Annotated in this window: 27 protein-coding genes and 1 other annotated feature; of the genes, 6 read left to right on the top strand and 21 right to left on the bottom strand. The window is 45.2% G+C overall.

Annotated features, from left to right (window positions below):
- Window positions 1-122: 122 nt before the first annotated feature.
- From spoVAE to SporoP33_RS13415, 4 genes are read right to left on the bottom strand one after another with little or no spacing between them, the layout of a single operon-like run.
- On the bottom strand, window positions 123-485 hold the full coding sequence (gene spoVAE, locus SporoP33_RS13430) for a stage V sporulation protein AE (protein ID WP_081244190.1): 363 nt from the start codon (window positions 483-485) through the stop codon (window positions 123-125).
- Entirely contained in the window at window positions 482-1,501 is a 1,020-nt protein-coding gene (locus SporoP33_RS13425) for a beta-ketoacyl-[acyl-carrier-protein] synthase family protein (protein WP_081244189.1), read from the bottom strand. Before SporoP33_RS13425 ends, spoVAE begins: the two co-directional genes overlap by 4 nt.
- Entirely contained in the window at window positions 1,495-1,950 is a 456-nt protein-coding gene (spoVAC, locus tag SporoP33_RS13420) for a stage V sporulation protein AC (RefSeq protein WP_081244188.1), read from the bottom strand. The genes SporoP33_RS13425 and spoVAC overlap by 7 nt, the downstream gene beginning before the upstream one ends.
- Window positions 1,950-2,342, bottom strand: a complete 393-nt coding sequence (locus SporoP33_RS13415; RefSeq protein WP_081244187.1) for a hypothetical protein — start codon at window positions 2,340-2,342, stop codon at window positions 1,950-1,952. Before SporoP33_RS13415 ends, spoVAC begins: the two co-directional genes overlap by 1 nt.
- 128 nt (window positions 2,343-2,470) lie before the next feature.
- Between SporoP33_RS13415 and SporoP33_RS13410 the strand changes: the two genes are divergently transcribed.
- Complete coding sequence (locus SporoP33_RS13410) at window positions 2,471-3,043, top strand: CotY/CotZ family spore coat protein (protein ID WP_081244186.1); 573 nt, start codon at window positions 2,471-2,473, stop codon at window positions 3,041-3,043.
- Window positions 3,044-3,175: 132 nt separating this feature from the next.
- Here the strand turns inward: SporoP33_RS13410 and SporoP33_RS13405 are convergent, their stop codons facing one another.
- The 5 genes from SporoP33_RS13405 to SporoP33_RS13385 form a co-directional block, all read right to left on the bottom strand.
- Window positions 3,176-3,583: a hypothetical protein gene (locus SporoP33_RS13405; protein ID WP_081244185.1), complete on the bottom strand. Its 408-nt coding sequence runs from the start codon at window positions 3,581-3,583 to the stop codon at window positions 3,176-3,178.
- A 78-nt stretch (window positions 3,584-3,661) separates the two neighbouring features.
- The gene (mgtE, locus tag SporoP33_RS13400; protein WP_081244184.1) at window positions 3,662-5,038 is read right to left on the bottom strand and encodes a magnesium transporter; all 1,377 of its coding nucleotides are present in this window, start codon (window positions 5,036-5,038) and stop codon (window positions 3,662-3,664) included.
- A gap of 45 nt (window positions 5,039-5,083) precedes the next feature.
- Window positions 5,084-6,067 (bottom strand): RluA family pseudouridine synthase, encoded by a 984-nt coding sequence (locus SporoP33_RS13395; RefSeq protein ID WP_155961373.1) that lies wholly within the window; start codon window positions 6,065-6,067, stop codon window positions 5,084-5,086.
- Complete coding sequence (locus SporoP33_RS13390) at window positions 6,054-6,884, bottom strand: NAD kinase (RefSeq protein ID WP_081244871.1); 831 nt, start codon at window positions 6,882-6,884, stop codon at window positions 6,054-6,056. The genes SporoP33_RS13395 and SporoP33_RS13390 overlap by 14 nt, the downstream gene beginning before the upstream one ends.
- 42 nt (window positions 6,885-6,926) lie before the next feature.
- The gene (locus SporoP33_RS13385; protein ID WP_155961372.1) at window positions 6,927-7,310 is read right to left on the bottom strand and encodes a UPF0738 family protein; all 384 of its coding nucleotides are present in this window, start codon (window positions 7,308-7,310) and stop codon (window positions 6,927-6,929) included.
- A 159-nt stretch (window positions 7,311-7,469) separates the two neighbouring features.
- Here SporoP33_RS13385 and SporoP33_RS16540 point away from each other — a divergent pair, with 159 nt between their 5' ends.
- The 3 genes from SporoP33_RS16540 (at window position 7,470) to SporoP33_RS13370 (ending at window position 9,641) form a co-directional block, all read left to right on the top strand.
- Window positions 7,470-8,129, top strand: coding sequence for a lytic transglycosylase domain-containing protein (locus SporoP33_RS16540; protein ID WP_231293255.1), 660 nt, complete (start codon window positions 7,470-7,472; stop codon window positions 8,127-8,129).
- Between the two features lie 289 nt (window positions 8,130-8,418).
- The gene (locus SporoP33_RS13375) at window positions 8,419-8,811 is read left to right on the top strand and encodes a globin domain-containing protein (protein WP_081244181.1); all 393 of its coding nucleotides are present in this window, start codon (window positions 8,419-8,421) and stop codon (window positions 8,809-8,811) included.
- Window positions 8,808-9,641 (top strand): DsbA family protein, encoded by an 834-nt coding sequence (locus SporoP33_RS13370; RefSeq protein ID WP_081244180.1) that lies wholly within the window; start codon window positions 8,808-8,810, stop codon window positions 9,639-9,641. Before SporoP33_RS13375 ends, SporoP33_RS13370 begins: the two co-directional genes overlap by 4 nt.
- 265 nt (window positions 9,642-9,906) lie before the next feature.
- On the opposite strand, the gene pepF is transcribed toward SporoP33_RS13370, so the two are convergent.
- The 6 genes from pepF to spxA form a co-directional block, all read right to left on the bottom strand.
- Complete coding sequence (gene pepF / locus SporoP33_RS13365; protein ID WP_081244179.1) at window positions 9,907-11,724, bottom strand: oligoendopeptidase F; 1,818 nt, start codon at window positions 11,722-11,724, stop codon at window positions 9,907-9,909.
- A 51-nt stretch (window positions 11,725-11,775) separates the two neighbouring features.
- Window positions 11,776-12,933, bottom strand: a complete 1,158-nt coding sequence (locus SporoP33_RS13360) for a competence protein CoiA (protein WP_196796802.1) — start codon at window positions 12,931-12,933, stop codon at window positions 11,776-11,778.
- Between the two features lie 230 nt (window positions 12,934-13,163).
- Window positions 13,164-13,328, bottom strand: coding sequence for a hypothetical protein (locus SporoP33_RS16135; protein ID WP_155961371.1), 165 nt, complete (start codon window positions 13,326-13,328; stop codon window positions 13,164-13,166).
- A 232-nt stretch (window positions 13,329-13,560) separates the two neighbouring features.
- Window positions 13,561-13,725, bottom strand: a complete 165-nt coding sequence (locus SporoP33_RS16130) for a hypothetical protein (RefSeq protein ID WP_155961370.1) — start codon at window positions 13,723-13,725, stop codon at window positions 13,561-13,563.
- Window positions 13,726-14,270: 545 nt separating this feature from the next.
- Complete coding sequence (gene mecA / locus SporoP33_RS13355; RefSeq protein ID WP_081244177.1) at window positions 14,271-14,921, bottom strand: adaptor protein MecA; 651 nt, start codon at window positions 14,919-14,921, stop codon at window positions 14,271-14,273.
- Window positions 14,922-15,159: 238 nt separating this feature from the next.
- Window positions 15,160-15,558: a transcriptional regulator SpxA gene (spxA, locus tag SporoP33_RS13350; RefSeq protein ID WP_009765721.1), complete on the bottom strand. Its 399-nt coding sequence runs from the start codon at window positions 15,556-15,558 to the stop codon at window positions 15,160-15,162.
- 433 nt (window positions 15,559-15,991) lie between these two features.
- Window positions 15,992-16,205 (top strand) — a binding site (T-box leader).
- Window positions 16,206-16,277: 72 nt separating this feature from the next.
- Here spxA and trpS point away from each other — a divergent pair.
- Window positions 16,278-17,264, top strand: a complete 987-nt coding sequence (gene trpS, locus SporoP33_RS13345) for a tryptophan--tRNA ligase (protein WP_081244176.1) — start codon at window positions 16,278-16,280, stop codon at window positions 17,262-17,264.
- 434 nt (window positions 17,265-17,698) lie between these two features.
- Here the strand turns inward: trpS and fabF are convergent, their stop codons facing one another.
- Window positions 17,699-18,934 (bottom strand): beta-ketoacyl-ACP synthase II, encoded by a 1,236-nt coding sequence (gene fabF / locus SporoP33_RS13340; RefSeq protein WP_081244175.1) that lies wholly within the window; start codon window positions 18,932-18,934, stop codon window positions 17,699-17,701.
- 44 nt (window positions 18,935-18,978) lie between these two features.
- Window positions 18,979-19,911 carry a beta-ketoacyl-ACP synthase III gene (locus SporoP33_RS13335; RefSeq protein ID WP_081244174.1) on the bottom strand — a complete coding sequence of 311 codons (933 nt, stop codon included), beginning with the start codon at window positions 19,909-19,911 and terminating at the stop codon, window positions 18,979-18,981.
- A 178-nt stretch (window positions 19,912-20,089) separates the two neighbouring features.
- Between SporoP33_RS13335 and SporoP33_RS13330 the strand changes: the two genes are divergently transcribed.
- Window positions 20,090-20,272: a YjzD family protein gene (locus SporoP33_RS13330; protein WP_081244173.1), complete on the top strand. Its 183-nt coding sequence runs from the start codon at window positions 20,090-20,092 to the stop codon at window positions 20,270-20,272.
- 59 nt (window positions 20,273-20,331) lie between these two features.
- On the opposite strand, the gene SporoP33_RS13325 is transcribed toward SporoP33_RS13330, so the two are convergent.
- The 4 genes from SporoP33_RS13325 to SporoP33_RS13310 all read right to left on the bottom strand — a co-directional run bounded on the left by SporoP33_RS13325 (window position 20,332) and on the right by SporoP33_RS13310 (window position 24,829).
- Window positions 20,332-22,476 carry an ATP-dependent Clp protease ATP-binding subunit gene (locus tag SporoP33_RS13325; RefSeq protein ID WP_269466707.1) on the bottom strand — a complete coding sequence of 715 codons (2,145 nt, stop codon included), beginning with the start codon at window positions 22,474-22,476 and terminating at the stop codon, window positions 20,332-20,334.
- A gap of 167 nt (window positions 22,477-22,643) precedes the next feature.
- Window positions 22,644-23,123, bottom strand: coding sequence for a ribonuclease E activity regulator RraA (gene rraA / locus SporoP33_RS13320; protein ID WP_081244171.1), 480 nt, complete (start codon window positions 23,121-23,123; stop codon window positions 22,644-22,646).
- A 571-nt stretch (window positions 23,124-23,694) separates the two neighbouring features.
- Window positions 23,695-24,006, bottom strand: a complete 312-nt coding sequence (locus SporoP33_RS13315) for a metal-sulfur cluster assembly factor (RefSeq protein ID WP_081244170.1) — start codon at window positions 24,004-24,006, stop codon at window positions 23,695-23,697.
- Window positions 23,987-24,829 (bottom strand): prolyl oligopeptidase family serine peptidase, encoded by an 843-nt coding sequence (locus SporoP33_RS13310; protein WP_081244169.1) that lies wholly within the window; start codon window positions 24,827-24,829, stop codon window positions 23,987-23,989. The genes SporoP33_RS13315 and SporoP33_RS13310 overlap by 20 nt, the downstream gene beginning before the upstream one ends.
- Window positions 24,830-24,963 lie beyond the last annotated feature (134 nt).

The raw sequence follows: 24,963 nt of genomic DNA, 5'->3' as shown, positions 1-24,963 counted from the left end.
CCCCGCCGTATCCAAAACCACCTTGACCGTAAGATGGATAACATCCGTACATAAAAACCCCTCCTTCCTTTCTTCTCTACTATATGCAAAGAAGAACGAAATGGAGAGGGCGATTGAATCGTTTAGACATTTCCTTTTGAAGTAAACAACAAAGCGCCGATTAATCCAAAAATAATAGCGGCGCTGATTCCTGAGCTCGTCACTTCGAACATACCTGTGACAACACCAATCAAGCCGTGCTTTTCCGCTTCCGCCAATGCACCGTGTGTCAATGCGTTGCCAAAGGAAGTGATGGGAACCGTTGCCCCGGCACCAGCAAAATCAATCAGCGGTTCATACCATCCGATGCCGTCCAGGACAGATCCCGCCACGACCAGCGAACACAATGTATGCGCAGGCGTCAGTTTGGCTACGTCCATCAATAATTGACCAATAACACAAATCAGGCCGCCTACTATAAATGATGTAATATAAATTGAAATCATTCTGGTGTCACCTCATCCATCGTCAGTTCAACCGCGTGGGCAATACACGGAATCGTATCGCCTTGCTGAAACGACAAAGGAGACAGCAGTGCGCCTGTCGCAAGTAAAAGCACACGCTTATATTCCCCAGTCATCAGCTTTTGGTATACGTCAGAAAAGAATACGGCCGCAGAACAACCCGAACCGCTGGCCCCCGCATTAAAGGAAGGATCTTTCCCGTAAAATTCTTCCCCGGCATCCCTGAAGTTCTTCGTATGCGGCAGTCCATTTTCATTGGCCAGCGCTTTAAAAATAGTAAACCCATTGCTGCCTAAATCACCGGTAATAATCGTATCGTAGTCATCAACCGTCATACCGTGTCCCGATAAATGATTCATCAGTGTTTCACTGGCCGCCGGCGCCATCGCCGATCCCATATTCAATGGGTCCGTCATCCCCATATCTACCACTTTACCGACTGTCGCGCATCGAATTACCGGGGTCCCCGGTTTATGCTTTCCAACCAGCACAGCGCCGGCCGCAGTCACTGTCCATTGCGAAGCTGCGCCCTTTTGCGAACCATACTCAATCGGATAGCGAAACTGCCGCTCAATTGCGTTATGCTGACTTGAAGAACCTGCAACAATCCAGTTCGCTTGTTTTGCTTCGGCCAGCAAAGCGGCTGTTATTATAGAAGATACAGAAGTTGCACAGGCTGAAAATAAACCAATGTACGGTATCGCGAGCGCCTGCGCAGTAAAATTTGACGGTGTCATCTGGTTCACCAAATCGCCGGTCAGAAAGAAATCGATTTTGTCCGGCTGCTTTTTGGATTTACTCAGTGCAATGAGTACGGCATCATACATTAACTGCTGATGGCCGTCTTCATTTGTAGGCAGATCACAACGTTCGTCTTCATATGTTTTATCAAATTGCTGCGCAAACACACTTTTCTTTTTTTCCAGCGGCCCCGCTGTAACGCCTGTCGCATGAATACTCGGCATGGAATGGAATGTCAAAATGCCCTGTTTCACCATGAGACGACACCAAATTTCACTAGAATCGTTTTAATCAGTGCCACAACGAAAGCTGAAAATACGCCGAATAAAATGACCGAACCTGCAAGCTTAAACATATTGCCGCCCACACCGAGCACATAGCCTTCTGACTTGTGTTCGATGGCTGATGACACGACCGCATTGCCAAAACCGGTAATCGGGACCGCTGCGCCCGCACCGCCAAATTGCGCAATTTTCTTGTACAAACCAAATCCTGTCAGGAGCATGGCAATGAAAATCATCGTGGCGACTGTCGGGTTACTTGCCGTACGCTCTGTAAAATCAAAATAGGTTATATAGAAGAGCGCGATAAATTGTCCGATTAAACAAATGAATCCGCCCGTAAGAAAGGCTTTAATTACATTTTTCATAACAGGAGGTTTAGGTGATAACTCTTTCTCTATCTGGGCATACTTTTCTTGTTGCATCACGTTTGCTCCTTTTCAATGGATTTTATTTTATCGATTTTTTTCCGGAAATGTTTCTGCTCCTTTTTATTCATTAATTTATTGGTTTCCAGCAGCATTTTACTGTCGGCAGAAACAGTAACTTTCATATCTGGATAATCCTTTTTCAATTTCTTTTTAATATCCGAAGCGACAGTCTTCTTTTGAAATCGGGAAAACGTATTCACGCGAATTCCTGCCAGCAATTCATCTTCATATAGAAGAACTTTCGCCAATTTCACATGTTCATTGCCTTCCAGCACTTTCTTCAGTGCCGCTTCATCATGAGCAGTGGTATTTTCAATATAAATTCCTTTTTCATTGCAGCCTGCCAAAAAGCACAGCAATATCAGTAGAATACTTAACCTTTTCACAATCGACGCCTCCCTTCCTGCTAGGATGGATCTTTCATGCGGGATTTATGCATATTGAGTAAAACGCCCTGTCACTGGAATTCAGCCTGCATAAGGTATAGAGAACGATAAACAGGAGGTGGACAGTAGTGGGTTGTGAAAAGAGAGACAGTCACCATGGTGGCTGTCATAAGTCAAATTGTATTTGTGAAGTGGTGCGGTTTATTCAACGCGTCCAAAATACAAGTCCAGAAGTGGACTGTGTAGAATGTGATACCGATTGTTTCATGGCGCCATTGGGCAGTTTAGTCAGCCCGGTCAGAGGCCGCGTCAATACACGCGTATTCAGCCTTCTGACGGAAAATGGAGATTATTTTAAAGCGGTCTTCCGGGGCGGAAGCAAGTATAAACCGCATCCGAAAATGATGGCTGATGACACAATGAACAGCAAAAAACCTTCATGCCATCACACAAGTTGCGTTTCCGTATTCTTCCGCGTGCAGAAAGTCTTTGATTCTTGCTGCGCAACGCTTCAAGTATTACAGCCTTTATATAACGGGCAACCGTTTGATATTATGAAGGACGGAAAGATTTGCTATGAAAAAATCTGTAAAGTGAATGGTTTTGGACCTACGAATACTTGTTTAACAGTCGATTTAAACTGTTTCTGCGGTATTCAGTGTGTCGATGATGTCTTCATCGATTTCTGCGATGAGGGCTGATTCAAAGGCTTGCAATGCGAAGAGGCGAACCCTGATCATCGGGGTTCGCTTTTTATATTCTGCCCACTTACATGAAATTGTAGACAACGGAAAAGGCGAACCTTTGCGCAGGTCCGCCTGATAAGCCGTTAATTAATAAATAGAAAATGATTGCTGTTTCCAACGGATATCCAAAATGTCCTTGATGGGAACCGAGGTCAAATTACCGTCAGATTGGACCCACACGGTTTCGTTCTCCAGATTGTGAAGCTTACCTTTGACCGAACCGCTTTCGGTAATCATTTCTAGCGGCTGGTACAGTTCTTTGCGAAGCGGATGATGCAAGTACTCCAGCTTATTTTTGATCTCTGGATTGTGGAGTGCTTCTTCCGGTTCCGGCATAGCTGGCGATTCCGGTACGGCTGGCAGTTCCGTCCGCTCGGCACCGCGCGAATGTTCCAATTCGAAAATAGACGTGCTTTCCTCTTCCGGAACATGCGTATATCGGTATTTCCTGATCACGGGGCTTGAAATAAACATCAGCGGTTTTTCATGACGCATCTTGATCACATCCTTTTTGTTTAGCTTATGTAAGCTAAACGCCTAATGTTCCAAAACAAAAAAAACAGTATCCGCAGTTCACAAGGAACTGAGGAATACTGTTGCTAAACCCAGATAGATGATGATACTGATAACATCGTTAAGTGTCGTAATGAAAGGACCTGACGCAACGGCAGGATCCACTTTAAGCTTGTGCATGAACAGCGGGATGAAAGAGCCTGAAATGGTCGCCACGAATATGGAAACCATCATGGCAGCACCTACTAACAGCGCAATGACAATTTCATGCTTCCAGATGAAGATCAGTAATACGACAAAAATTGCACAGATGACACCTGTGATGATTCCTGTGCCCGCTTCACGAATCAATAATTTCAGCTTGCTTTCATCCTCAATATCACGAGTTGCAATACCGCGAACCGCAACAGCCAGAGACTGTGTTCCACTGTTTCCGGCAGTTCCGGCAATCAATGGAATGAATGCCGCCAATAGAGCGACCTGTGAAATCGTTTCAGTAAATAAGTCAATCAAATTTGCTGTCAGCATTCCAAGCACCAATAAAATAATCAGCCATGGAATCCGTTTTTTCGCTGCTGAGAATGGATTTTTATCAAATGTATCCATCGTTGATACACCGGCGAGTTTAGAATAGTCATCCGATGCTTCTTCATCGATCACGTCAATAATATCATCTACTGTAATAATCCCTAAAATATGCTGCTGGAAGTCGACAACCGGAACGGCAAGGAAATTATAGTCCTGAATGGTTCGGGCAACGTCTTCCTGATCATCGGAAACCGATACACTGACGACACGATCACTCATAATTTGACGGATTAATGTATCTTCATCCGCAATAATCAAGTCACGCAATGACACAACTCCCGTCAGGCGCTGCCTGTCATCCACGACGAAAATATAGTAGACCGTCTCGGCACTCGGGGCTTCACTGCGCAATATGGTCATAGCGGAACGCACAGTCGAATTTTCGGAAACTGTAACGTATTCTGTCGTCATAATCGAACCGGCAGTATGCTCTTCATAGTGAAGCAAAGCTTTAATTTGAACAGCTGCTTCTTTATCCATTAATGTCAGGTAGCTGACAACTTTCTTTTTATCAAGTTCTTTCAGGACATCTACCGCATTATCCACAAACATGTATGAAATCATTTCTGCGGCATAAGTCGCGTCCATCTCCTCAAGGAACTCTTCATATTCATCTTCTTCAATTTCACTTGTTTCGAATACCTCCGCAAGTTCTTTTGGCGACAGATAAAAATACATTAATTCCCGAAGCTCTGAACCTACTTCTTCATAAAAAATTGCCCGATCATATGGATGAAGTGCCAGATATTCCTGCCTGAACGAATGAATATCTTCATTGCTCAGCAATTCGCGCAGCTTATCTTCATCCAGTACAACTTCATTTTTCGTCTGTTCTGATTGAGTAGTCATGATTCCACACCTTCCCCTCTGCACTTACCGTACGCATCCCGCGCACTATTTGATTCCCGAATACTGCATTCCATTCTGCACAGCAGGGAGTTGAATATCTTGCGAACAGTTTTGCAACGGCCGGCTTTGCCGTAAGTAATATGCCATATCTTCCGGCAGCGGACTGGTGAAATCTATCCGCTCCTTCGTCAATGGGTGCAGAAAACTGATGCCGGAGCAATGAAGCGCCTGGCGTGCAAACATATTCCCATTCGCGCCGTATAAATCATCGCCGACTAAAGGATGACCTAACCATTGCATATGAACACGAATCTGATGTGTGCGTCCAGTATGAAGGTTCAGGTTCACGATGGAAAACCGGCTTGTTTCATGTTGATAATGTCCAGTAACTGAAACATCCGTTTTGGCATATTGCCCGTTTTCACATACCTTACGTTCAATAATACTGCCTTCTTTTCTTCCAATCGGCTGCTCAACCGTTATAAAAGAAGGAGTAATAAAACCTTCAGCAAATGCCGTGTACTGCCGGCTAAAAAGTTTTTCTGACATTTGCTTACTTAATAAATGATGAATATGACGATTCTTCGCTGCACAAATAATACCTGACGTGTCCGTATCCAAACGCGTCACCATATGTACAGTAGAAAGAATGCCTTCCCGTTCAAATTTTCCGCAGACAAAATTCGCAAGCGTTCCAAACGGATGATTGCGTGAAGGAATTGTACTTTGTCCGGCCGGCTTAGCTAGCACCAGAATGGTTTCATCTTCATATAAAATAGACAGTTCACCATCTTGAGGCGTCAGGCCGTCACTCACTTGCTCAGGCGGAAATAATACTGACACGCGATCGGCCGGCTGCAGTTTGTAGCGGACATTTTGCGGCTGTCCATTGACCAATATTTCTCCGCCCTGATATTTAATCGCAGTTAACGTCGTTTTGGAAATTTCATGCTGCGCTAAAAAATCCCGCAATAGTCCGCTGTGCGTCACATCAAAATGCAACTGAAATAATGAGTTATTTTTTTTCATCGTCTTCACGTTCATAGATTAGCTCGCTCGCCACAAATGATTCATTGACACGTTTCCAGAATGGGAACGGACGGAAGCGGGCAAAGCCCATTTTTTCATTGGATACTTTGTACTCGATCGACTTTACATCTTTGTGCAGAAGCTGCAGGTGGTCGACTGTCACCATGAAATCCGGTCCTTTAACAGGAGTCAGCGTACAAATATGATGGTCCGGCAGAATAAGCGGAGACCCCACCGTACGGAATACGCGGTTATTAATCGAAGCCATTTCGGTCAGCTGCATTGACGGCAATGAAGGATGGATGATGGCTCCGCCCAGAGACTTGCTGTAAGCGGTCGATCCGGACGGTGTAGACATACAGAGTCCGTCGCCTCTAAAACGCTCAAAGTGCTCGCCGTTTAATTCAACATCCATAACGAGCGTCACTTCAGGCGATTTTACTGTGGATTCATTCAGCGCTAAATAGGAAGCACTTTTTTCAGAGTGCCGGTAATTAATTGTGACTTCGATTAACGGATATTCGATGACTTCATATTCCTGTCTCGCAATCAAAATGACTAATTTTTCTATCTCAGAAGGTTTCCAATCCGCATAAAATCCCAAATGACCTGTATGAATTCCGACAAACGATGTCTTATCCAGTCGATGTATATATTTATGAAATGCGTGCAGAAGCGTCCCGTCCCCGCCGATTGACAACACAATGTCGGGTTCTTCTTCGTCGTATTTCAATCCGAAATCCCGCAAATACACTCTCGCTTCTTTCATTAACTTATTCGAAATCTCATCGTTGCGTGATTGAATCGTAAACTTCATAACGTCACTTCCCTTCCTTTTTTGAAATTTTTCTGCCATATATTAATTCACCTTTTCCAGGACAGGTTTGAATATTTCTTCCACAGCGGTGCTGAATTCTTCCCCGTAATTATCATTTCCTTCAATATTAAAGATAAGAGCGTGCATTTCTTCCGCCGCACCCGTCAATGATACTTGCTGATCTTGCCAAATCAAAACAGGTTCTGCCTGTTCCAGCACCATATCAGCGAGACCCGCCCACGTTTCTTTCGGAAAATACGCATAGCGATAGCCAGACTCATGATCAAAGATGTAAACAAACAGCTGCCGATCTGTGTCTGTCAGCATTTTTCCGGTTGGAGAACCTAAAGGCCATTCTGCTTCAGGATTCATGATAAAGTGAATTTCACTGCCATGCCGGCTTGTTTCTATAATTTTATTTGTCATATCCACGACATCCACTTCCTTAATTAAAGTCTTTACGTTCAGTCTACCATATGACACACGCAGTTGCATTTTGTTATTATGCATTGCGCTCAGAAAGTTGGTATAATAGATATAACAAACTAAACGATAAATTTTTCTTTGAAATTAGGGGGAGAAAGTGTGAATCTAGACCCACGTAATATGCGTCTGCTGCTGGAAATTAATACGCTGCAGACTCTTGGCGCTGTTCAATCCTTCAGTGCCAACTCTTCGGCCGGAACCAATGAATTTCAAACGATGCTGACACAATTGATGGCGGGCGATCGTCTTGGTCCTGAACTGGCAGGGACAGCTGAACAGCTGCTGAGCCAAGGAACAAATGCCCTGCCATTCAGTCTGCCTTCCCGTCCTGCTGAAACAGCGGCGGCTGCGATGCCTGACTCGGCACCTGTCAGTTCAAAAACACAGTTCGCAGATATCATCAAACAGGCGGCGGATACATACCAGCTGCCAGAAAAACTGATTGCTGCCGTCATCAGGCAGGAATCCAATTTTAAAAGCAATGCCGTAAGCCGCGCAGGTGCAGCCGGGCTTATGCAGCTGATGCCGGGCACAGCCAAGCATCTCGGTGTGACAAACCCGATGGATCCGCAGCAAAATATCATGGGCGGCGCCAAATACTTGCGGAAAATGCTCAATCAATTCGGCTCAAAAGAAATGGCACTCGCAGCATACAATGCAGGTCCAGGCAACGTGAAAAAATACGGAGGCATCCCGCCTTTTAAAGAAACACAAAACTACGTGAAAAAAGTAATGACCTATTACAGTCAGATGGTCTGATTCTTTGCTTTATATATAATCCTCTCTCATAGGGTAATCGTAAACAAAAAAATGTCCTGCGCAGGTTCTTTCCGACCGGCCGGACAACTAAAATAGTTACACACCCTGTCCGCAGCGGGCATAAATCAAATCTTTCCCGGTTCCAGCGAAAGCCACTGAATTCAAGGGCCGGCAAACATCTGACTCCAAATCTGATATATAACAAGAAACAAAATAAGTTCTTTTATTTGTATAGAAAAACGTTCGTTGATAGAATATAGACAAAGATATACGAAGGGGTGTGAATGCAATGACCCGAAAACCTGTCATCCCTTTTGAGGAGATCGGCGAAAAAAGGTTACACGAACTGATTGATAAATTTTATGAAAAAGTAGCTGTTCACCCAGACCTTTATCCGATATTTCCTGATGATTTATCCGAAACAGCCCGGAAACAAAAACAATTTCAGACACAATATCTGGGTGGACCTAACCTATTCACCGAAGAACATGGTCATCCTATGATGAAAGCCCGTCATATGCCTTTCCCTATAACACCTGCACGCGCTGATGCATGGCTTGCCTGCATGGCAGAAGCGATGGATGATGTAGGACTGGAGGGACCACTTCGGGATGTATACTATAAACGCCTTGTCTTAACAGCCAACCACATGGTAAATAGGAACGAGGAGGAAGATCAGTGAACTATCTAACCGTAATCGATGATACGTTGCACTATTCTGCTTCAGCAAAGCCCATTGAACTTTATGTCTTTCTGGACCCGTACTGCAAGGACTGCTGGTCGCTCCAGCCGATGCTGCGCAAAATGCAAGTCGAATATGACCACTATTTCACGTTGCGGATTGCACTGAAAACACCAATGACAAAACTGAATGTCCCTTCTTTAATTGATCCAAAAGACGCCAAGTCGACTAGGCGGTCAAATCCTTGTTTCCCTAACATCGCAGTAAAAGCTGCTGAATTTCAGGGGAAACGGGCGGGCTTCCGGTATTTGTCTTGTTTACTCGAATATTCATTTCTGAAAAATCGGGATGTCGCATCATATTCAGTGCTGGTGGAAATTGCTGCACGCGTCAACTTAGACGTCGATGAATTCATTGCAGACTTCACTTCTGATGAAACCATGCGTGCCTTGCAGGTCGATATGTATCTGGGGAATGAAATGGAAGTGGATGAAGCGCCGGCTTTCGTCTTTTTCAACAGTAATATTGAAGATGAAGGTTTAAAAGTGAGCGGTCTATATGACTATGAAATTTACGAGCAGATTCTTGAAGAACTGATCGGAGAGCCACTTTTACCGGAAATGCCGCCGTCCATCGATTCGCTTTTCGACCGTTTCGACTTGCTGACAACGGGCGAAATCGCAGAAGTATGCCATCTGACGGAAAAAGAAGCAGAACGCGAATTAAAGAAACGTTTGCTTAAACAGGAAATTGAAAGACTTCCATTGCAAGACCGTACCATTTGGCGAAAAAAACAACCAAACTGTTCACTCATTAAACAGCACTCATAACTGGCTGCGGCCCCCATTTTGGGGCCACAGCTTTTTTATTTGCATAAAAAGAAAAGAGCAATCGCTCCTGGGGGGGAGTGACTGCTCTTTTTCAAAGGGAATGGGAGAAATGTTCACGTTCAAACAAAAGGGGTGTATGTTTGGTATGTGATTTATTCCACATTCATACCATATCATAAATATTTATTGACTTCAACAATTTACAACAGCTTTCATTCATATGTCACAAACTTTGTCATTGCTTGTCGAATCGATTAGCCTGAATTTACTGTCTATTTTCCAGTAATTGTTCTAATTCAAGTAAACGTTCTTCAAATACGCGGCACGCGTCTTCGATTGGCTTTTCCGACGTCATATCAACGCCCGCCTTTTTGAGCACTTCTATCGGATAATCAGAAGATCCTGCTTTCAGGAAGTTCGTGATATATCGTTCGACGGCCGGCTCGCCCTCTTCAAGAATCTGTTTGCTCAATGCCACTGCCGCACTGTATCCTGTCGCATACTGATAAACATAATAATTCATATAGAAATGCGGGATCCGTGCCCATTCCAATCCAATTTCCTCATCGCTGACAATCGCATCACCATAATACTTTTCATTGAGTGCATAATATTCTTCCGTCAGCTTCTCAGCCGTCAATGGAACACCCTGCTGATCCAGTGTATGGATCAAATGCTCAAATTCAGCGAACATCGTCTGGCGGAACACCGTTGCGCGGAATCCGTCGAGCCAATAGTTCAGTAAGTAGATTCTTTGATCTTCATCTTTCGTCACTTTCAATAAGTGGTCATTCAGCAGCGCTTCATTCACAGTTGAAGCAACTTCCGCCACGAAAATGGAGTAGCCGCTGTAGATGAACGGCTGGTACTTACGGGAATAATAGCTGTGCACACTGTGACCGAATTCATGCGCCAGCGTAAATAAGTTGCTGACATTGTCCTGCCAGTTCATTAGGATGTAAGGATTTGTTCCATATGAACCCGATGAATAAGCTCCTGAACGTTTCCCTTTATTTTCACGTACATCGACCCAGCGGTTCTCAAGACCTTCTCTGACGACCGATCTGTAGTCTTCACCGAGCGGATGGAAACTTTCCAGCATCGTTTCTTTCGCTTCTTCATACGTATACTTCATCTCTGTGTCTTCCACGAGCGGAGTATAAATATCCCACATATGAAGTGTATCGAGCTTCAATACTTTCTTGCGGAGCGCTATATAACGGTGCAATAAATTTAAGTTATTGCTAATCGTAGAAACCAGATTCTCATACACTTGTTCGGGAATATGGTTATTCGATAACGCAGCGGCTCTCGCTGAACTGTAATTACGGATTTTTGCACTGACATTATGTCCTTTGACGTTTCCGCTCAATGTGGAAGCGAACGTATTTTTGAACTCGCCGTATCTTGCATACATCTCTTTAAATGCTGCCTCGCGCACTTTCGGATCTTTACTCTCAAGGAAGCGCGAGTAACGGCCATGCGTCAGCTGTATTTCATTGCCTTCTTCGTCTTTCACCATTCCGAAAGTTAAATCCGCATTATTGAGCATACTGAATGTTTCAGAAGACTTCCCTGTCACTTCTGATAACTGTGCAATCAGCTCTTCCTGTTCGGATGAAAGCACATGTGCACGCTGAGCATTCAATTCCTCAAATTCCTGCTTATACAAACGCAATCCTTCATGCGACTCAATCGTTTCATTCAACTTCTTCTCATCAATCGAAAGCAGTTCAGGTGTGAAGTAAGACAGTGCTGTAGATATTTTCACGACTAGTGTTCTAATGCGTCCGTCCATTGCCTGATAGAAACTGTTTGTTGTATCCTGATCTGTTTTCAAGTGTGCATACGTATAAAGTCTGCGCAGGCGCTCTGCCAATTTATCGCGATACGTCAATGCTTCAAACAGCGGACGCGCACCGTTTCCAAGCGTGCCCTTATACTGCTCCGCTTCATTGGCCATCCCTTCGATTTTGCGGTACTCTGCATCCCACGCTTCGTCGGATGCAAATATATCCTCCAGGCGCCACGTTTCTTCTTCAGATACCTCATCGCGCGTCAACACTCTGTTGTCATTTGTCAATCCAATTCCTCCTTCACCAATTTCACCAGTATTTGTCTCTTTTATATTTTCTCAATTCCGGGCATGCATTGCAAGAAATCTCCCTGCCAGGATTCCCGGCACAAAATCTCCTCCGCTGAATTGATCCATACGATAGATATCTATGCGCCGCTGTCTCAAGAAATCCACATAGTGTTTACAAGCATCCAGCTGCTTCACGGAGTCACCTTCAAATGTCTTGACGAATGAATGAAGGACCCCCGCGTCTAGCTGGAATTGTGTTCTCCGTGTTTGTCTCATGGCCGCAATAAGCAGCAGCTGCCATTCGCTGTCCGACTCTGTAAACGCCTCTTGTCCGAACGTAGGCACGCCTATCCATGCCGGCAGCTGAATAGGCTGTATACGCATTTCATAACAAGCCCGCAAAAACCGATGATGGATACCTCTTTGATTATACCCAATTACCGAGCGAAGATACTTGCGCCGCGCAGTCAGATAATGGCGTGCCAATTCCTGTATCTCCGCGCTCGACGGCGCTGCGGGAACAGCAAACGGAACTGTCTGGTGTTTCATGCGCATAACAGAGTGACAGACCGCAAACTGGGTGCCGCGAAGGTGTATGAAATGACTGAGATAATGGAATTGCTGCTTTTCTGGGTTGTATGTGAGAAATATGGATAATTGTTCACTGGCGACGGAGTCTATGTGGCGAATAAAATGTTGCTGGAAGCGGGAGAAACGATGAGTGAGAACAGATGCCGAGGAGGACTGGATGGCGCGCGGTGTCACGAGGATCCAAATTGGCAGCATAGCCAGCATGCGGTATCCCGCATTACGTTCGTTAACGTGGGAAATTGGGATGGTGCTGCATTGGAATTCGATCGGCACTTGCTGCGTTTGCCATGTGACGAGCAGATCCGGCCGCTGTTTGATGTCCGGCAAAAATGGTTCCAGTACAGTTGGCAGTTGATGGGCTGTGAATAGTTCATAGAGTTGGGTTTTGCCGAGCAGATGGGTTGGGGACTCCCCTTCTGAGAAGCTGTCCCGGCAGTTGGTTTGCTGCTGGTGAGAAAAGTGGGGTATGACGATTTCGCCGACTTTCAGGAGTACTTGTTCTTTGCACTGGGGACAATGAAAGGTTTCGTTTTTACGCCAATCCCGTAAGCTGGCCGGGGACATCTGCCGTGTCAGCACGACTTGCTTCCCGCTTGCTGTATGAGCTGTTAACAAAGACTTCACACTCCTTCTCTTCCTATACTACGAATTTTCTGACAGGTTAGCAAGTGGGATTTTATATTTTTTTGATTTGGGGGCGTTGCTCGGCTGGTGATGGGTTGTTGGGTTGTTGGGTTGTTGGGTTGTTGGGTTGTTGGGTCGTTGCTCGACTCGTTGGCGGGCGCTAGAAGTTAGCCAGTGTCCGCTGTTAGGACCCGCGCAGGCACGTGGGGGATTGCCTTACGTCATAAGCCAGCTGGCGAAGTGCGTGCCAGTTGTCTCATGACTTCGGCCGACCCCGCAGTTGTGCCTGCGCTGCTGAGTGGATGCAATCCAGGTTGCTGTTTAAAAGAGATGAAGTGCAGTGACTCGCTGCCGACTGACGTATGCTTAGGCGAATGAAGTGTCATACTTGCTTCCCCTAACTGAACGGAGGCGCCTTACAAGCGGTCGGCGAAGTGATGAGACTGACAGGCGATCCTTCCTGTCTGGCTCATTGCGTAGCCATCCGCCAGCGCCGCAGTGAGTTCAATGCTGTTCTAGCTCTAGTTTTAGGGTCGTTGCTCGACTTTTTGTCGGGGATTAGAATTAGCGTGTGTCACCTGTTAGGACCCGCGCCGGCACGTGGGGGATTGCCTTTCGTCATGAGCCAGCTGGCGAAAAGCGCGCCAGTTGTCTCATGACTTCGGCCGACCCCGCAGTTGTGCCTGCGCTGCTGAGTGGATGCAATCCAGGTTGTTGTTTAAAAGAGATGAAGTGCAGTGACTCGTTGCCGACTGGCGTATGCTTAGGCGAATGAAGTGTCATACTTGCTTCCTCCTAACTAAACGGAGGCGCCTTACAAGCGGTCGGCGAAGTGATGAGACAGCCAGGCGATCTTCCTGTCTGGCTCATTGCGTAGCCATCCGCCAGCGCCGCAGTGGGCGCAAAGACGTTTCGCTTCTATTTTTACAATGATGTCAACACGCGGAAACCAGTTATGATGCAAAAGAGTTGAACACGGTCTGCCCTGCAATTCTTCATCTCTTTTCCAAAACCAAAAGCCAAAGTGACTACCACTCACCGAACGAAGGCGCCTTACAAGCGGTAGGCGTAGCGATGAGACAGGCAGGCGATCTTCCTGTCTGGCTCATCGCGGAAGCCATCCGCCAGCGCCGCAATGGTTTCAATGACGTTATCCCTCTCTACTCACAACGGCGTCAATCCGTGTTATCCAGTCATGATGTAAAAAAGCAGAAAACCCTCTGCAAAGCACTTGCCCGGCACTTTGCCAAAACTAGAAGACAAAAGAGCTTCCCAAAACTTGGACAAAATAAAAAAAGCTACCAAGTTACTGGTAGCCTTTCAGAGTATTATGAGAAATATTTATTTACTTGTTCAAACACGTCGGAATCCATGACCACTGTACCATATTCTGCTATACGATGAATCGACATCTTCGACATTGCACCGTACTCCGTAACCATACTGGCAATATCCTTGGCACGTTTCTTCTCAATCAAAGAAGAATCGAAACGTAAGTTGAGATAATAACGATCCTCGAATGCATATAGCTGCGAATCAAATTCGTCTTCAAGTGAAATCATTTTGGCTGCCAATGGTATGATCTGGTCAAATTCATTGAAAACAAACAATTTGTCAGTGATTTGCAACTCTTCCTCACTATCCTCTTCCGTTTCATTAACTGCATCGAAAATCGGGTCAAACAGCTCTTCCGGGTCTTCAATTCCAAAAGGAAACTGTGAGGATTCTGCGTTCTTTGGAAGATGTGCACGAGTAACAATTACTTCAATGCCTTCATTCATCGCGTTCACCTGAATCCAAAGCGGACCTTCCACTTCAAATTCTGTGTCGTCACCGAGTTCATCCATCATATCCCAAAAAAGCTCTTCGCTTTTATCACGATTGTACCAGACGTCTTCTTTACTAAATCCACGGGCTTCAATATCTCCATAGGACAAATTAAACTTTACCGTGTTTTCATTAATACGCTCTATTTCCATCCCTTATCTCTCCCTTCTGTTGAACAGGCCCTCCCCTGTCCTATACTTTACACACACTTGCAATGCTTATTATTACTATATGTCGACACTGCCGTTTACGAAAGGGTTTCTGACAAATCATTTTTATTCGTCAGCATTGAAGTGCTTAGCCTAGAGGAATACAAGGGAATATCAATTCAAAAAAGCTGATAGGCACAATTGTATCCCGTGTCATCCCTATCAGCTTTTTTTATTAAGATTAGTTCACCATACGCCGCGCTTCGAGCAGCTGATAGGCTCTAACTTTTCTCGGTAGGAAACGACGAATCTCATCTTCATTGTACCCTACTTGGAGTCTTTTTTCATCTAGAATGATTGGCCGTCTTAAAAGACCCGGATGTTCCTGAATCAATTCATATAATCTTTGAAGCGGAAGGCTTTCCACGTCAACATTTAGTTTTTGAAAGATTTTGGATCGTGTTGAAATAATTTCGTCAGTGCCATCTTCCGTCATGCGAAGAATTTGTTTAATTTCTTGAATATTCAATGGTTCAGAGAAAATGTTACGCTCTGTGTAAGGAATCTCATGTTCCTCCAACCATGCTTTTGCTTTTCTGCAAGATGTACAACTAGGTGATGTATAAAGTGTAACACCCATTAATTGACACGTCCTTTCCCACGGCTTGCGCTCAGTAGATTTAGTATATTTAAATTCATCTGCTTCACTTTAGAATTATTATAATTTGTTTCTATACTGCTCATTATACACATAATCATTCTCAATTAATATACTTTTTTTAAAAAACTTTTTTAGAATGCAAAATTTCTTATGTTTTAACATTTCATTGGAGAATCGTGATGTTTTCTGCGATAAATGAGCACCTTCTACTTTTATACCCAACGCTGAAATGTTTTAAACCTATGAGTGGAAATTACTCGCATTCTCATTTAGATAAATTTTCTTCTAGTAATTCCCTCTCTATATAGTACGTACAAGTGTACTGAAAGGTTTCATTTTCTCTGAAATCTTTTTTTATTATCAATGAAAGTTGCATTTTTCAAAACGTACCGATATAATTTTAAGCAATAAGCGAATGGCACTGAAGGAAAAAGTATTTTTGCCGCGGTTTTTTCAGAGAGCTTGTATATGGTGAAAGCAAGTAAAACCGCACAAAAAGAATGGGCTCCTGAGCTTGATGGATGAATGAAGTACTCCATCACGTCTTCCCGCGTTATGGGATTTGAGCGGCTAGTGATAGCAATTCGGGTGGTACCGCGGTTACCTTTTCATCAATCGTCCCTATTTACAGGGGATGACTGGTGTTTTTTTATGCCATTTTTTCGCAGCAGACAGTAAATAAGAGGAGGAAACATATTATGAAAACTATTTTTTCCGGTGTCCAGCCAACCGGCGTCATCACGTTAGGCAACTATATCGGCGCATTCCGTCAATTCGTTGAGCTTCAAAATGAAGAGGACTGCATTTTCTGCATCGTGGATCAGCATGCGATTACGGTACAGCAAAATCCCGATGATCTGAAACAGGCAATCCGCTCACTCGCTGCGACATATATTGCAAGCGGCATCGATCCTGAGAAATCCACTTTGTTCATCCAATCGGAAGTTCCGGCACACGCACAGGCAGGCTGGATTATGCAATGTATTTCCTATATCGGTGAACTGGAGCGCATGACACAGTTTAAGGATAAGTCAGACGGTGCAGAAGGCGTATCCGCAGCACTTCTGACGTATCCCCCGCTGATGGCTGCTGATATCCTGCTGTACAATACGGATATTGTTCCAGTCGGAGAAGATCAGAAGCAGCATCTCGAGCTGACAAGAGATCTGGCTGAACGCTTCAACAGCCGATACGGAAAAGTATTGACCATTCCGGCCGTTCGTATTCCTAAAAATGGCGCGCGCATAAAATCTTTACAAGATCCGCTAAAGAAAATGAGCAAATCTGATCCGAATAAAAAAGCAACAATCACTATTTTGGACACACCAAAGCAAATCGAGAAAAAAATCAAAAGTGCGGTAACCGATTCTGAAGGCATCGTAAAGTTCGATGTCGAAAATAAACCGGGCGTATCCAATTTATTGACTATCGAATCTTCATTAGGCGGTTTAACCATTGAAGAATTGGAAGCTAAGTACGAAGGTCAGGGCTACGGGGCATTTAAAGCCGGCGTCGCAGAAACTGTTATTGAGCACTTGGCAGTAATTCAGGAACGCTACAACGAACTGATCGATTCTCCTGAACTGGATGCCATACTTGACCAAGGTGCCGAAAAAGCCAATGCCATCGCTTCCGCCACGCTTAAAAAGATGGAGGGCGCGATGGGCTTGGGACGCAGACGGTAAGCAGCATGAAAAAGACCGCGATAAGCAATAACGTAAAATCTGTGGACTGCAATATAAACACCAGGATTTGTCGGTAATTATAACCCAGCGCGGAATAATTCAAGTAAAATAATAAATTCGCCGTCGTCACTACAATTACGCAATAGCTAGAAACAAACACCATAAAACGCGTCAACTGCATCTCGTCCTTTACCGTTTTCTTTCATCCTATGTACAGGCACTATGCAATTAGACGGAAAGCGGTGCTCATAATAAAAAGACTGAAGACCTCTCCATAGTTAACGGAGTTTGTCTTCAGTCTTTTGACTTTTATTACATTTTTTCATGAAACCGCGTTCTGTAATTAAAAACGTCTGCCAGTTCAATGAAATCAGAATGGGTTTTCAGATGCGTCAGAGAATATTGTAACATCCCTGACATTCACCGCTTTCAGCTTATATTTTCTTAAATACCAGCGATGCATTATGGCCGCCAAAGCCAAGCGAGTTACTCATTGCATACGTAATATCCGCTCTGCGTGCTTCATTCACGACATAATCCAAATCACACTCAGGATCTGGCGTCTCGTAGTTCATAGTCGGAGGCAGAATTCCTTCCTGCAGCGCCTTTACAGTAAAGATCGCTTCAATACCGCCAGCCGCTCCAAGCAAGTGGCCGGTCATCGACTTCGTAGAACTCATTGCCAAATTATACGCATGATCGCCGAACACGGTCTTCGCTGCCATCGTTTCAAATAGATCATTATATGGCGTACTCGTTCCGTGGGCATTGATATAGTCCACTTGTGTCGGCTCCACGCCTGCTTTTGCCAATGCCTGCTGCATTGCACGCGCGCCGCCTTCCCCGCCCGGTGCCGGTGCTGTAATATGATGCGCATCTCCAGTTGAACCGTACCCTACGATTTCAGCATAGATTTTCGCACCGCGCGCAACTGCATGTTCGTACTCTTCCAAAATCAAGATCCCCGCGCCTTCACCCATTACGAAACCATCGCGGTCTTTATCGAACGGACGGGAAGCCTTTGCTGGATCCGGATTTAATGATAATGCGGTGCTTGCGATGAAGCCTGCTACTGCAAGAGATGTGATCGGCGCTTCTGTTCCGCCCGTGATCATGACATCCGCATCTCCGCGAAGGATCACTTCAAATGCATCACCGATAGAGTTCGTGCCTGACGCACAGGCAGTCACGGAACAAGAGTTGATTCCTTTCGCGCCAGTGAAGATCGATACTTGTCCTGCCGCCATATCCGGAATCATCATCGGGACGAAAAACGGACTGACGCGGCGGTATCCTTTTTCAAGGAATGTATTGAACTGGGTTTCATGAGATTCCATGCCGCCGATTCCAGAACCGATCCAGACGCCCGTACGCAGTGCCAGGTCGCCTTCAAGTTCAAGGTTCGCATCTTTCATTGCCATCATCGCTGAAGCGACAGCATAGTGCGTGAAGCGGTCCATTTTACGAGCGTCTTTGCGTGATACATATTGCTCGATATCGAAACCTTTCACTTCAGCCATTACACTGACAGGGAATTTCTCTTGGTCCAGTCTTGTCATGACATCAATGCCTGACTTTCCTTCCAAAACCGCTTTCCACGATTCTTCAGCAGTATTTCCTACTGGTGTGACTCCGCCGATACCCGTTACCACTACACGTCGTTTTTCCAATTCTAAACTCCCTTTCTATCGTCAACTTTAGTTAAACCGGTTGTTTACTTACCCCATTTTATACATAAGGCGCCCCATGTCAAGCCGCCCCCGAATCCTACCAGCACGATAATATCATCATCCTTGACGCGGCCTTCCGCTAAATCATCTGTTAATGAAATCGGAATTGATGCAGCAGATGTATTTCCGTATTTGTGGACTGTTTTTGACATTTTCTCGATTGGCAGTCCGAGACGTTCACGGGATGCTTCCATAATACGGATATTCGCTTGGTGCGGTATCAGATAATCTACATCATCTTTCGTCAGTCCCGCTTTTTCTGCAACGCTCACTGCAGATTCTCCCATTTGGCGAACCGCAAACTTAAATACTTCACGGCCGTTCATTTCTAAGTGATCATTGTGGCACAGATGCTTCCCTCCGGAACCGTCCGCTCCCAATTCAAATGAAAGAATACCTCTTCCTTCACTTACTTTACCTACGACTGTCGCACCGGCACCGTCTCCGAATAAAACAGCGGTATTACGGTCTTCCCAGTCCACAATCTTCGATAATTTTTCTACACCTACTACCAGAACATAATCATAAGCACCAGATTCAACAAATTGCTTTGCCGTCACTACACCATACATAAATCCTGCACAGGCTGCGGAAATATCCATCGCTGCAGCATTTTTAGCGCCGAGGCGATCCTGAATCATTGTGGCAACTGAAGGGAATATATGATCAGGTGTTACTGTGGCCACCAGAATCAGACCAATTTGATCAGCACGGATATCCGCTGACTCCAGTGCAGCTTTTGCCGCTTCATACGCCATGTCTGAAGTGTTTGTTTCATCGTCCGCAATTCTGCGCTCCTCAATGCCGGTGCGCGTGCGAATCCATTCATCGGAAGTATCTATACGTTTTTCTAAATCTTCATTTGTTATAACAGTCGGCGGAACATATTTCCCCACTCCTAAAAGCCCAGCTCTCATTTCATCTACCCCGTTCCTTATCATCTAATATTAGTACCTGGTGGTAATTATAAAAGAAAACGAGCCTTTATTCAAGAAGAGGACACTTTTTCGTCAAATATAATGGATATTATCATTTCATCGGTTTAGCCCGCTATGGTATGATATACTTTGAAATAGACTAGTCGAGGTGAAAATCATGCACTATATTATGACATTTGTTTGGTCGTTCCTATTGGTAGCTATGTTAAACTACGTTGCCGGTTCTATTGGAGGCTTTGAATTTGACTTCATGGCGGGCGTAACCGTCTCTATCGTTTTAGCTGTTGTTGTACTGATTATCACAGCTGTTATTCCAGATGAGTCGCCTGCAGACGTTTGATTGACGACTAAAAAAGCGTAAGAACTGTTCACCAGTTCTTACGCTTTTTATCTTTTTTCTTATGCCTTCTGTGTAACATGCACGGCTAATTGTCCATCTTCCATCGACAATTTGATCGGCTGGCCTTCTTCCAGACCTCCCCGAATTACTTCTTTTGCTACTTTTGTTTCCACATAGCGCTGAATAAACCGTTTCAGCGGACGGGCACCGAAGTCGGCATCCGCACCTTCACGAACAATCCAGTCCAGTACTTCATCGTCATAAAGAAGCGGGATATCTTGCTCTGCCAGACGGCTGACCACATCGCCAAGCATTTTGCGTGTAATTCCTTTAAACGATTCTTCAGTCAGTGAATGGAAGATAATGATATCGTCCATACGGTTCAGCAGTTCCGGTTTAAAATGACGGCGAAGCTCAGCCATGATTAAATCTTCTTTCGCATGATCTTCAGCATCCAGATCATTTTCAAGTAAATAGGCTGATCCGATATTTGAAGTCATAATCACAACGGTATTAGTAAAGTTCACCAAACGGCCCTGACTGTCTGTGATGCGTCCGTCATCCAAGATTTGCAGCAAAATATTTGCCACATCGGGATGCGCTTTTTCAATTTCATCGAGCAGTACGACCGCATATGGATTCCGGCGAACCGCCTCTGTTAACTGCCCGCCTTCTTCATAACCGATATACCCCGGAGGTGCTCCGACTAAGCGGGACACACTGTGTTTTTCCATATACTCTGACATATCGATTCGCACAAAGTGGTCTTCCGAATCAAATAATGTGGCTGCCAATGTTTTGGCAAGTTCGGTTTTCCCGACTCCAGTCGGCCCTAAAAACAGGAATGACCCAATCGGTTTATGCGGATCCTGGATACCCGCACGCGCACGCCATACAGCTTCCGTTACAAGCTGCACCGCATTATCCTGACCGATGACGCGTTCTTTCAGCGTTTCATGCAAACGCAATAGCTTTTCCCGTTCACCTTCGACCAGTTTTGTCACAGGAATGCCTGTCCAGCGCGCCACAATGGAAGCAATCTCTTCTTCTGTCACTTCTTCACGCAACAGGCGGAGATCCTGGCTGCCCTCCAGCGGACTTTCCAGTGCCTTCAATTCCTTTTCAAGTTCAGGAATTTTTCCGTACTGCAATTCCGCGGCTTTGTTCAAATCAAAACGGCTTTGTGCCTCTTCCAGCTCCCGGCGATAACGATCGAGTTCCTCCCGTTTGCTCTGAACCTTTTTCAATGCCGCTTTTTCTTCATCCCATTGTTCACGCATCTCTTTGGATGAATCTTTCAATTCCTGCAGCTCTTCACGCAATGTCTTCAGGCGCGACTGGCTCATGGAATCTTTTTCTTTGCGAAGTGCCTGTTCTTCAATTTCAAGCTGCATTATTCTGCGGGTTACCGCATCCAACTCTGACGGCATAGAGTCAATTTCCGTCCGGATCATCGCACTTGCTTCATCAATTAAATCAATAGCTTTATCCGGCATGAAACGCTCTGTCAAATAACGGTCCGATAATGTGGCAGCGGCAACTAAAGCCCGGTCATGAATACGCACTCCGTGATGCAGCTCAAAACGCTCTTTCAGTCCGCGCAAAATTGAAACTGTGTCTTCTACAGACGGTTCCCGTACCATCACTTGCTGGAAGCGTCGCTCAAGCGCAGGATCTTTCTCGATATACATGCGGTACTCGTCGAGTGTCGTAGCACCAATACAGTACAGTTCTCCCCGCGCAAGCATCGGCTTCAGCATATTCCCCGCATCCATCGCGCCTTCCGTCTTTCCTGCTCCGACAATCGTGTGGATTTCATCGATGAATAAAATGATTTCCCCTTCACTGTCTTTTACTTGTTTCAGCACGCCTTTCAGACGTTCTTCAAATTCCCCCCGATACTTCGCGCCCGCAATCAATGCACTCATATCGAGTTCAAATATCTGACGGTCTTTCAATCCTTCCGGCACGTCACCTTTAACGATGCGCTGGGCGAGCCCTTCAACGATTGCGGTCTTCCCTACACCCGGTTCCCCAATGAGAACCGGGTTGTTTTTCGTCTTTCTTGATAATATTCGAATGACATTTCGGATTTCTTCATCCCGGCCAATTACCGGATCCATTTTTCCATTTTTCACTTCATCCACGAGATTACGGCCAAATTGCTCCAGTGGTGTGCGCTGATCTTCTTGCATTCCATCCATACGCATATACATCCGCCTTTCATTTGTTTGACTTTGACTATCTTTGATTAATTTAATTATAGTCTATTATGAAGGAAATGTAAAAGAATTTACCTCAAATAAAGCCGCTGTTTTTTCGTCCATTTCTGTATAGAAAAAAGCCGCCCGCAAGAAGCGGACGACGTCGATTATACCAGTTTGCGGGGTGCCACTACTACACCGTCTTCATCTGCGTAAACGTAATGGCCTGGCGTCCATTCCACGTTGCCGAAGTGAAGCACTTCGTCCCGCTGACCTTCACCGCGTTTAATACTTTTCACCGGCATGCTGCCGATTGCCATAACCCCAATTTCCTGCGTGCCAATGTCCGCTGTATCGCGCGCGCATCCGTAAATGATGACACCTGCGAGTTTACGGTCTTGTGCGATTTCGCCGAGCATATCCCCCATTAGTGCGCAGCGTTTCGAGCCTCCCCCGTCGACAACCAGCACATTGCCCTCTGGAATGGTTTGCAGTGCTTCCTTGACCAGGACGTTGTCTTCGTAGACTTTAACCGTCGAGATCGGCCCCGAAAAGCGCTTGTGCTTTCCATAGGATTTGAATTCTACCGTGCATACTTGCAGTTCGTCGATGAAATCATCGCAAAGGTCTGCTGTTTTTACTGACATTTTCCTATTCCCCCTAATACATTCTGTTTGACGCTACATCATCCTATTCGACAAAAACCCGCAATTCCTTCTTTTTCTTATCATTTAATGGAAATGAAGGACTGATTTAATCTGCGTATGAGGTTTTCCGCTCCATTTCATTTATGTCGTCTCTGAAGTAGTGTTTGGCTGTGCCGTGATCTTGAAACACCCTCGGCTGCCGCTCATTAATCCTTCCTAAGCGATCATAGTGGATATGTGAGCGCTCTATGCGGGCTGGCAACCGCTCAAAACTGTCGTTAAGCGCTCAATGGATCTGTGCAAGCGCTCATACTAGCCTGTTATCCGCTCATTGATTAGATGAAGATACTTTTGTTATACATGAAAGGGAGATTTGCAGTCATTACGGACTTAAAATGTAATCTGTTCTGCACGCAATCCTGCAATAGATTCAACAGCCAAAATAATTCACATACTGCCTAACGCCGCGATCATAATTATTTTAGAATCGCTGGCTGACCCGAATCACTCCATTCTGTACATTCCCAATAAAAAAACCACACGATGGGAACCGTGTGGTTTGTGTGATCTATTATCTTACGCCGAGTGCCATTTTTGCGTAGCGTGACATGTTGTCGCGGGACCATGGGGGGTTCCAGACGATGTCAACTTCTGCTTCTTTCACTTCAGGAAGTTCCATCAGTTCTTGCTTGATGTTTGCTACGATCTGCGGACCCATCGGGCAGCCCATGGATGTCAGTGTCATCGTGACTTTCGCAACGCCGCCTTCAAGCAGCTCTGCATTGTAAACCAATCCAAGGTTGACGATATCAATACCCAGTTCAGGGTCGATGACGTTTTCTAGTGCACCGAACAAATATTGCTTAATTTCTTCTTCGCTCATCGGAATGCTCCTCTCTGATGTGTGATGATTCTATCTTACCAACATACTGCCGCGCAAGCAAATGCTGTGCAAGCCAATCGACTGAAGCAAGCATTCCCTTACGTGAAACTGTATGTCCCGCATTTTCGTCAGGCATCCATTTCAGGCGTTCCGGATGGTCTTCGTAATCTTGCTGAATTTCTTCATAGAAGTCTTTTGTGATTTCAAATGGCACCATAGTATCTTGCTCTCCGTGCCACATGAACAGCGGACGCTGATGAAGTCTTCTTGCATTTTTTGATAAATCCACTTGATCAAGTGCAGTAAACAGCTTCTCACGTTCTTCGGCAGATACAGGAATTTTCCGGCCGCCGCGCTCCGCATAAGCGATCTGTCCTTTTGCCAGACGTGTGAATGCCGGTGAGCCCATCATGACAGAAGCTGCATCAATCCAGTCATAGCTTGCCAGACAGCCGAAAGTAGTGATGCCGCCCATCGACGTGCCTGCCATCCCGATTGGCGTGCTGTCGTCTGCCAGCCCTTTTCGATGCAGCTCTTCATATAGCATGTCCGCTTCTTTAATTGAATTCAAAACGATTTCCCAAAAGTTTAATGCCAGCTGAAACTCATCCAATGATTCTGAACGGTCTCCATGCAGCTTTGCTTCCGGCAAAATAACACGGATTCCTTGTTTCGCCAAGTTATATGCATAATGTAAATTATGTTCTTTCGCACTGGTAAATCCGTGAAAAAATAGTACGACCGGAATACGCTCGGCCTCTTTTGACTGTTCCACGATATGAAGGACAGGTATTTCCCGCCATTGTTCTGAACGAATAATCATTCCGATTCCTCTTTTCCTGCGATCATTTGCTGTTATTTCAGAATAACAACATTTAGCAGAGATGACAAAACCTTCGCCTTATCATTCATTCTTTTGACTTACTCTCTCTATTAACGATAAACTATAAAGACATA

It is taken from the genome of Sporosarcina sp. P33 (assembly GCF_002077155.1).
Taxonomy (GTDB): domain Bacteria; phylum Bacillota; class Bacilli; order Bacillales_A; family Planococcaceae; genus Sporosarcina.
The sequence above is the reverse complement of the archived record's forward strand: the minus strand, read 5'-3'. Positions and strand labels throughout refer to the sequence as shown.

What these genes read in the sequence shown, in the direction of transcription:
- rraA (WP_081244171.1), bottom strand. Translation starts at nt 23,123, where the DNA reads ATGTCAGTAAAAACAGCAGACCTTTGCGATGATTTCATCGACGAACTG.
- SporoP33_RS13375 (WP_081244181.1), top strand. Translation starts at nt 8,419, where the DNA reads ATGACCCGAAAACCTGTCATCCCTTTTGAGGAGATCGGCGAAAAAAGG.
- SporoP33_RS13425 (WP_081244189.1), bottom strand. Translation starts at nt 1,501, where the DNA reads ATGGTGAAACAGGGCATTTTGACATTCCATTCCATGCCGAGTATTCAT.
- SporoP33_RS13395 (WP_155961373.1), bottom strand. Translation starts at nt 6,067, where the DNA reads ATGAAAAAAAATAACTCATTATTTCAGTTGCATTTTGATGTGACGCAC.
- SporoP33_RS13315 (WP_081244170.1), bottom strand. Translation starts at nt 24,006, where the DNA reads ATGAGCGAAGAAGAAATTAAGCAATATTTGTTCGGTGCACTAGAAAAC.
- spxA (WP_009765721.1), bottom strand. Translation starts at nt 15,558, where the DNA reads ATGGGTGTTACACTTTATACATCACCTAGTTGTACATCTTGCAGAAAA.
- trpS (WP_081244176.1), top strand. Translation starts at nt 16,278, where the DNA reads ATGAAAACTATTTTTTCCGGTGTCCAGCCAACCGGCGTCATCACGTTA.
- mgtE (WP_081244184.1), bottom strand. Translation starts at nt 5,038, where the DNA reads ATGACTACTCAATCAGAACAGACGAAAAATGAAGTTGTACTGGATGAA.
- SporoP33_RS13390 (WP_081244871.1), bottom strand. Translation starts at nt 6,884, where the DNA reads ATGAAGTTTACGATTCAATCACGCAACGATGAGATTTCGAATAAGTTA.
- spoVAC (WP_081244188.1), bottom strand. Translation starts at nt 1,950, where the DNA reads ATGCAACAAGAAAAGTATGCCCAGATAGAGAAAGAGTTATCACCTAAA.
- mecA (WP_081244177.1), bottom strand. Translation starts at nt 14,921, where the DNA reads ATGGAAATAGAGCGTATTAATGAAAACACGGTAAAGTTTAATTTGTCC.
- SporoP33_RS16135 (WP_155961371.1), bottom strand. Translation starts at nt 13,328, where the DNA reads ATGACACTTCATTCGCCTAAGCATACGTCAGTCGGCAGCGAGTCACTG.
- SporoP33_RS13385 (WP_155961372.1), bottom strand. Translation starts at nt 7,310, where the DNA reads ATGACAAATAAAATTATAGAAACAAGCCGGCATGGCAGTGAAATTCAC.
- spoVAE (WP_081244190.1), bottom strand. Translation starts at nt 485, where the DNA reads ATGATTTCAATTTATATTACATCATTTATAGTAGGCGGCCTGATTTGT.
- SporoP33_RS13310 (WP_081244169.1), bottom strand. Translation starts at nt 24,829, where the DNA reads ATGATTATTCGTTCAGAACAATGGCGGGAAATACCTGTCCTTCATATC.
- SporoP33_RS13335 (WP_081244174.1), bottom strand. Translation starts at nt 19,911, where the DNA reads ATGAGAGCTGGGCTTTTAGGAGTGGGGAAATATGTTCCGCCGACTGTT.
- SporoP33_RS13325 (WP_269466707.1), bottom strand. Translation starts at nt 22,476, where the DNA reads ATGGATGGAATGCAAGAAGATCAGCGCACACCACTGGAGCAATTTGGC.
- SporoP33_RS13330 (WP_081244173.1), top strand. Translation starts at nt 20,090, where the DNA reads ATGCACTATATTATGACATTTGTTTGGTCGTTCCTATTGGTAGCTATG.
- SporoP33_RS13405 (WP_081244185.1), bottom strand. Translation starts at nt 3,583, where the DNA reads ATGCGTCATGAAAAACCGCTGATGTTTATTTCAAGCCCCGTGATCAGG.
- SporoP33_RS16130 (WP_155961370.1), bottom strand. Translation starts at nt 13,725, where the DNA reads ATGACACTTCATTCGCCTAAGCATACGCCAGTCGGCAACGAGTCACTG.